Origin of the sequence: Mycobacterium sp. 1165196.3, assembly GCF_001673415.1 — a bacterium.
In the GTDB taxonomy this organism is placed as follows: domain Bacteria; phylum Actinomycetota; class Actinomycetes; order Mycobacteriales; family Mycobacteriaceae; genus Mycobacterium; species Mycobacterium europaeum_A.
Map to the genome: position 1 here is coordinate 1 of NZ_LZLU01000017.1, position 10,706 is coordinate 10,706.

General features: G+C 62.9%; 11 protein-coding genes and 1 pseudogene. 6 read left to right on the forward strand and 6 right to left on the reverse strand.

Annotated elements, in window-relative coordinates; all coding sequences use genetic code 11:
• From A5659_RS02185 to A5659_RS26630, 3 genes are all read left to right on the forward strand, one after another.
• Positions 1-936 (forward strand): alpha/beta hydrolase (locus tag A5659_RS02185; protein ID WP_231997713.1); only part of this gene is annotated, 936 nt, incomplete at its 5' end.
• A gap of 409 nt (positions 937-1,345) precedes the next feature.
• Positions 1,346-2,905, forward strand: coding sequence for a GMC family oxidoreductase (locus tag A5659_RS02190; protein ID WP_067179085.1), 1,560 nt, complete (start codon positions 1,346-1,348; stop codon positions 2,903-2,905).
• A 201-nt stretch (positions 2,906-3,106) separates the two neighbouring features.
• Entirely contained in the window at positions 3,107-3,694 is a 588-nt protein-coding gene (locus A5659_RS26630; protein ID WP_231997714.1) for a CGNR zinc finger domain-containing protein, read from the forward strand.
• Between the two features lie 189 nt (positions 3,695-3,883).
• Here the strand turns inward: A5659_RS26630 and A5659_RS02195 are convergent, their stop codons facing one another.
• The 4 genes from A5659_RS02195 to A5659_RS02205 form a co-directional block, all read right to left on the reverse strand.
• Positions 3,884-5,467: an AMP-binding protein gene (locus A5659_RS02195; protein ID WP_067179088.1), complete on the reverse strand. Its 1,584-nt coding sequence runs from the start codon at positions 5,465-5,467 to the stop codon at positions 3,884-3,886.
• A 37-nt stretch (positions 5,468-5,504) separates the two neighbouring features.
• Positions 5,505-6,347, reverse strand: a complete 843-nt coding sequence (locus A5659_RS02200; RefSeq protein WP_156748763.1) for an alpha/beta hydrolase — start codon at positions 6,345-6,347, stop codon at positions 5,505-5,507.
• Positions 6,344-6,481, reverse strand: a complete 138-nt coding sequence (locus A5659_RS27555; protein ID WP_156748764.1) for a GMC family oxidoreductase N-terminal domain-containing protein — start codon at positions 6,479-6,481, stop codon at positions 6,344-6,346. The genes A5659_RS02200 and A5659_RS27555 overlap by 4 nt, the downstream gene beginning before the upstream one ends.
• Positions 6,482-7,197: 716 nt before the next feature.
• On the reverse strand, positions 7,198-7,656 hold the full coding sequence (locus tag A5659_RS02205; RefSeq protein ID WP_066865281.1) for a MarR family winged helix-turn-helix transcriptional regulator: 459 nt from the start codon (positions 7,654-7,656) through the stop codon (positions 7,198-7,200).
• Positions 7,657-7,719: 63 nt separating this feature from the next.
• Between A5659_RS02205 and A5659_RS02210 the strand changes: the two genes are divergently transcribed.
• Positions 7,720-8,088: a VOC family protein gene (locus tag A5659_RS02210; protein ID WP_067179092.1), complete on the forward strand. Its 369-nt coding sequence runs from the start codon at positions 7,720-7,722 to the stop codon at positions 8,086-8,088.
• Positions 8,089-8,248: 160 nt separating this feature from the next.
• On the opposite strand, the gene A5659_RS02215 is transcribed toward A5659_RS02210, so the two are convergent.
• Entirely contained in the window at positions 8,249-8,437 is a 189-nt protein-coding gene (locus A5659_RS02215; RefSeq protein WP_067024252.1) for a hypothetical protein, read from the reverse strand.
• Between the two features lie 170 nt (positions 8,438-8,607).
• Positions 8,608-9,327, reverse strand: a complete 720-nt coding sequence (locus tag A5659_RS02220; RefSeq protein ID WP_067139783.1) for a TetR/AcrR family transcriptional regulator — start codon at positions 9,325-9,327, stop codon at positions 8,608-8,610.
• 112 nt (positions 9,328-9,439) lie between these two features.
• On the opposite strand from A5659_RS02220, the gene A5659_RS02225 reads away from it, so the two are divergent.
• A complete protein-coding gene (locus A5659_RS02225; protein ID WP_067179094.1) occupies positions 9,440-10,582 on the forward strand; it encodes a VOC family protein in 1,143 nt (380 codons plus the stop codon).
• Positions 10,579-10,706: pseudogene (locus tag A5659_RS27560) on the forward strand (fumarylacetoacetase); the annotation flags it as partial. The gene A5659_RS02225 and the pseudogene A5659_RS27560, both read left to right, overlap by 4 nt.

Below are 10,706 nucleotides of genomic sequence, written 5' to 3' on the forward strand. Positions count from 1 at the left end.
GAAGGCAGTTGGATGGCAAGCAAGCAGGCGGTCGATTTCGCCGAGTTCTTGGCGGAGATCGGGAGGCGATCTTCGAACGTTAACTTTGACCTGGAGACGATTCGCGACGTCACCGAGAACATCCATTTGGCAACGAAGGAACCCGAAGGCGTCACGTATGCCGAGGTGGACGCGGGCGGGGTGGAGGCCTTGTGGTGCATCCCCGTAGACGGTGACCCCGAATCAGTGCTGTTGCATACGCATATGGGTGGCAGCGTGCTGATGTCGATGCATTCCGACCGGAAGGCAGCGGGGCACCTCGCGAAGGCGGCCGGCGCGCGCTCGCTAGTACTGAACTACCGACGTTCCCCGGAACACAAGTACCCGGCGCAAGTCGAAGACGTGGAAAGCGCCTACCGCTGGCTGCTCGACCAGGGCTACCGCCCCAACAAGATAGCCAGTGTTGGCCACTCGATCGGCGGCTATCTCGCAGTCGAGCTTGCGCTGCGTCTGCGAGATCGCGGCGAGGCACTGCCCGGCGCCGTGTTGTCCATTTCGCCGTGGACTGACGTCACGCTGTCGGGGGAATCCCTCAAAACCAACTCCGAGCGGGACAAGCTACTCACGCCGGGATTGCTCGAGCTGTTCCGGTCGTGCTGGCTCGATGGAACCGACGTGGAATACACCGACCCCCGGGTACACCTGCTGGAAGCCGACCTGTCCGGATTGCCTCCCATCGCGGTGTACTACGGCGAGTACGAGCTACTCGCCTCGGACGCCGTCGCTTTCTCCCAAAAGGCAAAGGAGGCAGGCAACGATGTCATCGTCCGACAGATCGAGAAGGGCCAGCATTCCTTCATCATGGGAGCCGGCCACGTTGACGAGGTGGACCGCGCGATTACCGAAATGGGTCGCTGGCTACGATTGACGCTGGGACTTAAAACGGCGGCGGCATAGCCACATGTCGCCGCTCGAATTGATCATGGCCTGACCACGGCCATTACTCCCCCCGAGGCCGCCAGCTGCAGATGCTCGGATCGCTATCCGATGGCTACTCCTGATTGGTCATACCCGCAGGGTATGGCCGGGCGCCCGATTCGGTATTGGACGTCGTCCGGCGCATTGTGGAAACGTCGGTGCTGCAAAGGGCTTGGCGATTGCTGTCCCCTACTCCGTAGGGCAGGCATCAAGGCACTTGTAAACCGTTGCGGGCGTGGTCGGTTCGGGCCGGTTGCTGGAGGTCGCGTCGGCATGGTGTTTCTCCAGTGACAGGGAGCGGCCACGCGGGACTTGAGTCATGTTGAACCGAGCGCCCTTTCGGCACGTCTTTATAGAAGTACACCTAGAGAACGATCAGGAGAACTTTGTGGATACTGTGTTGAAGCAGCGGTTCGACTACGACATCATCGTCTGCGGTGCTGGCTCGTCAGGATCGGTGATCGCCGGTCGGTTGGCCCAATATCCCGACATCAAGGTCTTACTGTTGGAGGCCGGTGGCAGCGATGACGTCCCCAGCGTGACCGAGGCCAGTAAGTGGCCATCGAACCTTGGCAGCGAACGTGATTGGGGATTCCTCTCCGATCCTGACGGCCGGCTTCATGGACGCGCGATCGCGTTTTCAATGGGCAGAGTGCTCGGTGGCGGGTCCGGTATCAACCTCATGATTTGGGCGCGGGGGCACCGCAGCGACTGGGACCACTACGCCTCTGAAGCCGCTGAGCCGGCGTGGGGATACGCAAACGTCCTTGATTTGTATCGCCGGATCGAAGATTGGCATGGCGTCGGTGAGCCAAGTCATCGGGGCAGGGGTGGGCTGGTGTTCGTACAACCGGCGCCCGATGCGCATCCGCTCGCCGCAGCGACGCTGGAAGCCGCTAGGGCACTGGGAATTCCGACGTATCAAAGCGCCAACGGCCGCCTGATGGAGGAGACCCGCGGCGCTGCCATCGTCGACCTGCGCTGCCGCGACAACAAACGCCTATCGGTGTTTGGCACGTACGTCGCCCCGCATCAGCGGCAGCCGAATCTGACGGTGGTGCCGCACGCGATGGTCACCCGCGTGCTCTTTGACGGCAACCGTGCCACCGGTGTCGAGGTCGTCCATGACGGCGCGGTTCACCGGGTGCGCGCCAGCGCCGAGGTCGTGCTGTCGCTCGGTGCCATTCACACGCCCAAGGTGCTCATGCACTCCGGCATTGGCGACCAAGACGAACTGCATCGAGTCGGCGTTCCCGTTCGCCAGCACCTGCCCGGGATCGGGCGCAACCTTCAAGACCACTATGGGTTCGACTGTGTCTGGGAGTTTCCCGAGACCATCCAGGGCAGCACTCAGGTGGGGTCGGCACTGTTTTGGGATTCCGGCGCTGCCGATGTCCAGGGTCCGGACCTCTTCGCATGCTCAGGGCCATTCCCGAAAGCGACAGCCGAAAATGCCGCGAAATACGGTCTGCCGCGGAGCGGTTGGACGTTGTTCGGCGCGCCCACGCACCCCTACAGTCGCGGTCGACTCCGGTTGTCCGGCCCCGACCCGACCGATCCCATCCGGATCGAAGCTGGCGCGCTATCAGACCCCGAAGACTTCAAGACCGCGATCGCGTGCATCGAAACCCTGCGCGAGATCGGCAACTCCCGAGAGCTTCGACCTTTCGTCGCGCGCGAGGTCATGCCCGGCGACCTGACCGGCACCGAGTTGGAGACGTATCTGCGCGACGCCGTCACCACCTACTGGCACGAATGCGGAACCGCAAAGATGGGGCGTGACTCGATGTCGGTGGTCGACGGACACCTGAAGGTCTACGGCATCGAGGGCCTGCGTGTCGCCGATGCCTCCATCATCCCGCGTATCAGCACGGCCAACACCATGGCACCGTGCGTCGTGATTGGCGAGCTGGCTGCACAATTCATCAAAGTTGACCATCGAATCTAAAAGTGTAGCGCCGCACAGGATCTCATTCGCCATCGCCATCGGATATGTACCACAAGTTAATCCAGCCATCGCAGAAATAGAGGATGGATGCAATCGACGCTGCAACCTGCCGATCCCCACGCCACCTGCACCTGACAACCGATGCCTTCACAACGGTTCGAGCCACGCCAAGGTCAATTCGGAGTCGCGCCCGACAGCTTGGTGTTGGTTCAGGAATTTCTCAACACGGCCCCCATCCAGGGGTACGACACTGATCTGCTGCTCGACGTCGAACTGACAGGAAACTGGTGCGCCGCTACGGTGCCCAAGTGGGCGGCGCTGCGAGACGCCGACGCCCAACCGCCGTCGCTCAAGCTAGAGGATCTGCCGAAACTCCGGGAGTTGCGCGACGGCATCGCGAAAATGGTCAACGGAAGATCCCCCGATGATGGCCAGCTGAGCTGTATCAGCTCCATTCGCGGAGCCTTCGCTCTGTCGGACTGCAATGGACTGCAGATAACGCCCACCGGCAGCGGCTGGCGTTGGCTAGCGTCGGCCCTCTTCAGCGAGATCTATCGAAGTCAGCTGAATGACACATGGAGACGGATCAAGCAATGCCGCAAGCCATTTTGCGGGACAACGTTTTACGACCGCTCGAAGAACAACAGCGGCGCGTGGTGCAACGTAAAGAGGTGCGGAAACGCCGCGAACCTGCGAGCACTTCGGGCGCGCCGACGCGACGAACGTGAGCGCGCGAACGCAAACGCTCCGGGACAGCATGACTACTGCCGACGCCCAGAAGATCGGTGACGATCAACCGGCTGAACGAGGCGAACCGGCAAGGTCGGCAGCGACGCGATCGCTCATAATCTGTTAAAGCGAGGTGCAGATCACCACTTCGAGCGTAGGCAGTCTTGGGCTTTCGTGTCATGGCTGCATCCCGCCGCCGGATGGGCATTACGAGCGAGGTGTACGGGCGGTTGATCGTTAAGCGGGATCTCAGCGCTCCCTCAGATTTTTGCGGAGAATCTTTCCAGATGCCGATTTCGGGACGAATGTGGTGAATTCGACCTCACGAATCTTTTTGTATGGAGCGACGCTTCTAGCCACGAACTCCATCACCTCGGCGGCAGTCAGCGAAGCGGAGGATGGGGTGACGACAAACGCCTTGGGGATTTCCTCGCCGGACTTGGGGTCTATGGCTGGAACCACGGCGGCATCCACTATCGCGGGGTGGGTCAGCAACAGTGCCTCGAGTTCAGCGGGCGCCACCTGATAGCCCTTATATTTGATGAGTTCCTTGAGGCGGTCGATGATGTAGACACAGCCGTCGGCGTCGACGCACGCCAGGTCTCCTGTGTGTAGGAACCCGTCCTCGTCGATGGTGTCGGCTGTCGCCTCATCGTTGCCGAGGTAGCCGATCATCACATTCGGGCCCTTGATCCACAGCTCGCCTGCTGCGCTGACACCGTAGTCGGGGACCGCGATCTCGACACCGGTCTCGGGCGCAACAAGCTTGCTGACCGTGTTCGGGAGAGTCCACCCGCAGGAATGCACCTGCGCGACAACGCCTATCGTATCCCGCCCCCCGTCGACGGGCATGCTGTGGCCGACTCCGCTCAGCTCACTCATTCCGAAGCCCTGCAGCACCGCCACACCGAGTCGGGCGCCCACCGTGCGTGCGAGTTCACCGTCTAGCGGCGCGGCACCACACATGACGACTTCCAGCGAGGACAGGTCGTAGGAATCCACCATTGGGTGCTTGGCCAGCGCGACGGCCACCGGTGGCACGATAAATGCCTTGGTGCACCGGTGATCCTGAATGGCGCCCAAGAACGCGGCCAGGTCGAACGAAGGCATAACGACCAGCTTCGCGCGCGGCACCAGTGAAGCCGTCAGCAGCACAGACAAGCCATAGATGTGAAAGAACGGCAGCACGGCCAGAACGACGTCGTCGGCGCCGACGAGGTTGAGGGGTTGAACTTGGGCGGCATTGGCTACCAGGTTGCGGTGGGTCAGCATCACCCCCTTTGGAAGACCGGTGGTTCCGGAGCTGTAGGGGAGCACCGCCAAGTGGTCGGCCGGATCAAAGCTTCTGGCACCAGCGCAGTGAACCGCCGGCTGGGACCTGAAATCGACTTCGTCGAGCATAAGCACCTCGCCGGGCGCGAGTCCCATTTGCGCGGCAGCGGTTTCGGCCTTCTCGCGGTGCTCATCGACGGCCAGCATCATCCGAGCATGTGAATCGCGCAACTGCCGAGCAATTTCATCCGCGGTCGACAACACGTTGAATGTGGTTGCGGTCGCACCTGCTCGCAGGATGCCGTGAAACGCGACTGCGAACGCTGCGCTGTTGGGCGAAAGTAGCCCGACCACGTCACCGACGCCAACTCCGCGGGCGACGAGATTCGCAGCGAATGCTTCGATGTGATCAATCAGCTCCCCGTAGTGTGTCGTGGCACCCGTGTTCGCCTCGACGAGCGCGACGCGCTGGCGGTCGTCGTCGGTGATGCCGTCGAACAGGTAATTGAAGACAGGGACGTCGGGAATGCAGACATCTGGGAAGGGGCTGGTGAAGCTCACCGTACTCCAATCTGGTTGGTGTTCTTTGACTGCGGTCTTAGAGCCCTTGGTTTGTCAGCCAGGATTCGATCAATCCGGCGACCGCCCTCCACTGAGGTTCGAGCATCATCTCGTGCCCGACGCCGGGAATGAGGACCGGTTTGGTTCCGTAGGCCGCGGCGGTTCGACACACGTGTTTGGGCCGATAAATTTGGTCGTGCTCGCCGCCGATGATCAACATCGGCGAGCGGACTTTCTTGGTTTTGACCAGATCACCGACCACCGTGTCAAACATCATCGCCCGCGTGCTGTCGGGTTGGATGAGCCGCGTAAAACTGTCGACGAGGCTGTCTGGCGCATCCTCACCGAAGAACAACTGCCGTGCACCAGCGGACGTCCCCACTAGATCTAGCGGGTTGGCGGTCAGGGCGAATTTGGTTGAACGCCAAGGGTGACGACATATCATGCGCATTACGGAGTCAAGCTGGCCGCCGCGTGGTGGGGTCGAAGCCATCAGTACGGCCGCTGGTGCGTCGTGCGTTTCAAGATACTTCTGCACGACAAAGCCGCCCATGGAATGCCCGACGAGGATGGGCGGCTCTGGGAGCGAGCCGACGACCTCACAAAGATCGGTGACGTAGTCGGCAATCGAACACAACCGCAGCGACTTGCTCAACGAGCTGTGGCCGTGACCGCGCAGACTGGGCGCCAAGACGCGAAATCCCCGGTCGACGAAGAAGGCAACGAAATTTTCCTGCCAGCACCAGGCGGCATGCCAAGCTCCGTGCACGAAAACGATCGAATGCCGACGTTTTTGAGTGGGCCTTCCGGTGTCAAACAATTCGAGCATCCTTATCCCTGTTTTCGTCGCTTCGTGGTGGTTGTGGAAGGGATTCGTCACACTCGGACCCAGGCGCACTCCGCCAGCAACACCGACACATCAGGATTCGCGGTGAGTCGACGCGCAACCACCGCCCCCGACGTCCCGGCACCACACACGACAACGTCGTACCGCTGCTCCACCACACCTGCCATCACAACCTCCTCGATGGAATAACGATCGCTATCTCACTAGAACGCGCCGGCCACGAAAAAGGTTCAACTCGAATCAAACTGACAAAGAACACCAAGGCCACCAGTGATCGTGGGCGGAGCCACTGGTGCATTCGGAGACGTACCCGCCGGCTGTGCGCCCCAGCTGTGGTCTCGACGCCGAATGATCCGTGAAGCCGGGCTCGGCGCGTTCAAGCGGGTCGCCAAGGACGCACCCAGCACGCTCGGTAGCCGCATCCGACAAACCATTGATACCCCTGGCCTGCCGGACACGGCCCTGTTCGAGCAGCAAGCGGCGCCCTGTTGGCGCCCACGGACGTCATCAACCGGTCGTCAAAAAGAACGACGAGCACCTCGACCGGCTCACCCACGCGTCGGCGTTGCTCAGGTTCGCAGCGACTGAAATGTCGCGAGCTGCAGATCAATACGCGGGGAGGGCGGCCGCTTGCCGAAGTACAACCCGCCAGCCCATTCCCACACCCAGCTTGTTGGTCAGTCCATGCTGGGCAATCATGTTTAGATCATGTAGTTTTCGGCCCAATGAAGAGGATCGGTGCAGCGCGTCAGAACCAACCGTGTCGACAAGCAGTTGCACCGCGTCTCGACACGTCGTCCCCGTTGTTCGGCTACGTCCGCCACGGATGATCGGGCGGCAGCGCCTGCGGACATTGCAGGCGCGTGGAGCGCAAATGAACGAGCTACGCGCCGTCTTTGCCGTCGCGCAGGGAATGGACCATGCTCTGCAAGATCCGGAACGCCTGTGACTGCTCGGCCTCGCTAAGGCCGGCCAGCATTCTGACCTCGACGGAACGGACCGCCGCCGACGCCTTTTCGAGGCTCCGTCGGCCGCGGGGTGTGAGCCGGGTCGGAAGGACCTTCCCGACGGGTGCCTCGGCGGGCCTGGTCACGAAGCCGTCTCGTTCCAGAGCCTGCAGCAGCACGTTCATCGACTGCCGTGTCACGAACGCGCCCCGGGCGAGCTCGGAGTTCGACAAGCCCGGGCGTTGAGCCAGCAACTCGAGGCACGAGTAGTGCGTCACGCTCATCCCGAGTGGCCGCAGCACCTCCTCCATGGCTGCGCGAAGTGCACTCGACGCCTCTTTCAGCACGTAACCCAGTGACGTCTCCAAGTCGACGCCCACACCGCCTTGACTCATGTCAGCATTCTGACATACAGTCACGTATGTCAGAAAACTGACATACGTCGAAGGAGTTGCCTCATGCCTGCCACCGGTCCTGACTTCATCTCGCTCCAAGCGCGCGATCTCGCTGCGTCGCAGGCCTTCTACGAGCGATACCTCGGCCTCGTCCGATCGCAGGCCGGGCCTCCGCACGCAGTGGTGTTCGAGACGAAGCCGATCGCGTTCGCACTCCGCGACGTCATTCCGGGCACCGACCTCGCATCCGTTGCTCAGCCCGGCATCGGTACCGCGATCTGGCTCCACGCCAACGACGTCCAGGCCATCCACGATGCGCTCGTCGCCGATGGTCACACCATCGTCTCCGCGCCGATCGACGGCCCCTTCGGCCGGACATTCACCTTCGCCGACCCCGACGGCTACCATGTCACGCTCCACGACCGCGCCTGATCGAAAAGCGCCACCGGACGAAGTGCGTGAAGGGACAACGCTGTTCGCGATGCGCGAGCAGTTCACGTCTCGTAACAAGGCCTCGGTTCCGGCGATCAGGATTAAACACAGATCCGAGCGCAGCGTCCAGTAGCCGGCCGTTTTGGTGAATGCACTGAGGCTAGGAGGCCGCTCGCCGTAAACGTCGGACGTCGTGTTCGACGCAGCCGACGCGGTCGGCGGCTTCGGCGACCGACAGCTCCGGATTTAGTAAAATTTGCATTTCTTCGGCCGAGAATATCGGTTCGACATCCCACGGTGCGTGATCCCAGCCGGCGTCCGAAAAACCGGCAAACAGAGGGTCGCTCATGAAATTTCCTTGGATCAAGTGGGGACGGGCTCCTGCACGGTCCTGCGTCCCACGCGAAATGAAGAACTGCGGCTGCTGGCTGTGCCGCAGGAGTATGTACCGATGTTAACCGCGCGGGCGCGCGTTCGCAGCGCGAGAAGGTATCGGGGTCGCGCGGAGGCGAACGTGTTTCAGTGGGGGTCGATCGAGGCGGGTGTTATCGGGGTGGGCCAGTCGACGGGCGATTCGCGCAATGATGAGATGTCGGGCAGCGGCTTGCGGCACAGCGCGCTGGCCTGTTTGGGCGTCATGCCGAGCGTCCGCAGGAGGCGTTCGGTGACCGCGTCGACGGTGGCGTCGGTGTCACGTTCGGGACGCTCCCGCAGCAGCGTGGCCAGGCCGATGAACATGCCTCCGGCGATGGCCAAGCCCAGTTCGGGATCGCCGATTGTGAACCGTTCCTGGTCGATCGCCGCGGCGATGTCGCGTCGCGCCCGCGGCGACAGTCCGCGGTCGGACAGGATGAGCGAGTCTCCGTGCGCCAGCAGCAACGCAGCCTCCTGCGGGCGGTAACGGAACAGTCGCCCGCTCAGGCGGTAGTTGGCGGCAAAAGTTTCGGCTGGGTCCGAGATCGATCCGGTGAAGCCGTCGAGCAGGGCACCGAGGTCATCGAGGGCGTCGGTCACGGCCGCGGCGAACAGCTCCTCCTTGCTCGAGAAGTGGTTGTAGAAGGACCCCATGCCCACATCGGCGGCCTGGGTGATTTCCAGTATGGGAACGCTGAGTTTGCCCTGCGCGATAAACCCTTTCGCCGCCCGCACCAGAGCGTTGCGCGTGCGCATCTTGCGTCGTTCCAGGCGGTTGACCGGCGTGTTCGACGACTCAGCGGCATCGCGCTCGGGCATGTCCATGGGCCACAGGTTATCAGGTTCGGCTCAATCCTGAGGATATCGTCAGAACCCTTGACTGAGCATTCGTACGTATGTGACGATTTCGTCAGATCAAAGGCGAGGAGGGCAGCGCGTGGCACAGAGAGTGACGCCAGTGAGCGACGGGCACGCGGGTCTGCACAGCGACCGGGGCGCCCTGCGCGGCGAACATCCCGGCCGGTCGCGGGATCCCATCATTCGGGTGGCCGACATCGCCTGGCTCGAGTTCGACAAGCCCGACCTGGTCCGCGCGGAGGCCTTCGCCCGAGCTTTCGGGTTCGGCATCGCCCTACGCGAGCCCCAGCAGCTGCATCTGCGCGGCACCAACGCCGGCTCGGCATGCGTCGTACTGCGTCGCGGGCAGCGCAGCCGATTCGCCGGACTCGCGCTGCGCGCGGCCGACGAGGTCGACCTGGTCCGTCTGGCGGACAAAACCGGCGCCTCGCTGCAGCCGCTCCCGGAATCGATCGGGGGAGTGGCGGTGCATCTGACCGATCCCAGCGGCATGGCGGTCAAGGTCGTCGCCGGTCTCCACGAGCTGCCGGCCCAACCCGCTCAGGCCCCGCAGGTCGTCAACACCGGGCCCGACGACGCGCGGATCAACGCCACCGTGCGGCCGCCTCGCGTGCCCGCCCGCGTGCAACGCCTCGGTCACGTCGTACTGCAGTCCACCACCTACCTGCACACACTCAACTGGTATCTGGACACCTTCGGGATGATCGTCAGCGACTTCCTGTTCTTCCCCGGCCAGCGCGCCCGCGGCCCGGCAATGAGTTTTATCCGCTGCGACCGCGGCACCACCCCGACCGACCACCACACCCTCGCCCTGGCACTCGGACCGGCCAACCGCTACATCCACTCCGCCTACGAAGTCAGCGATCTCGACGCGCTGGCCGCCGGTGGTGAATACCTGCGTGAACGCGGCTACCACCGGTCCTGGGGTATCGGTCGCCACATCCAGGGCAGCCAACTGTTCGACTATTGGCGCGACCCGGACGGCTTCCTCGTCGAACACTTCACCGACGGTGACATGTTCGACAACACCTTCGAACCCGGCTGGGCCCCCTTCACCGCATCCGGCCTGGCGCAGTGGGGGCCACCGGCGACCAAAGACTTCCTCGACGCCGACCCCCGCGCGGCCCGCCATCAGCTGACCTCGATGCTCACCGCCCTGCGCGCGGACAACGAATTCGACCTCAACCGGCTCATCGGATTACTGAAAGTAGCGATCTCGTGACCATTTCCGTCCTCCGCACCGCCGACGGCTGGTGGGTGCACAGCCCCACCGGCGCCGCCCGCATCGACACCAACGCCGCGACCACAGCCGAACTCCTCGCCGACAGAGCCGCGATCGACGCGGC

Bases quoted from the DNA above. Each gene is read 5' to 3' on its own strand.
- A5659_RS02220 (WP_067139783.1), bottom strand. From the start codon at position 9,327: ATGGACATGCCCGAGCGCGATGCCGCTGAGTCGTCGAACACGCCGGTC.
- A5659_RS02215 (WP_067024252.1), bottom strand. From the start codon at position 8,437: ATGAGCGACCCTCTGTTTGCCGGTTTTTCGGACGCCGGCTGGGATCAC.
- A5659_RS02205 (WP_066865281.1), bottom strand. From the start codon at position 7,656: ATGAGTCAAGGCGGTGTGGGCGTCGACTTGGAGACGTCACTGGGTTAC.
- A5659_RS27555 (WP_156748764.1), bottom strand. From the start codon at position 6,481: ATGGCAGGTGTGGTGGAGCAGCGGTACGACGTTGTCGTGTGTGGTGCC.
- A5659_RS02210 (WP_067179092.1), top strand. From the start codon at position 7,720: ATGCCTGCCACCGGTCCTGACTTCATCTCGCTCCAAGCGCGCGATCTC.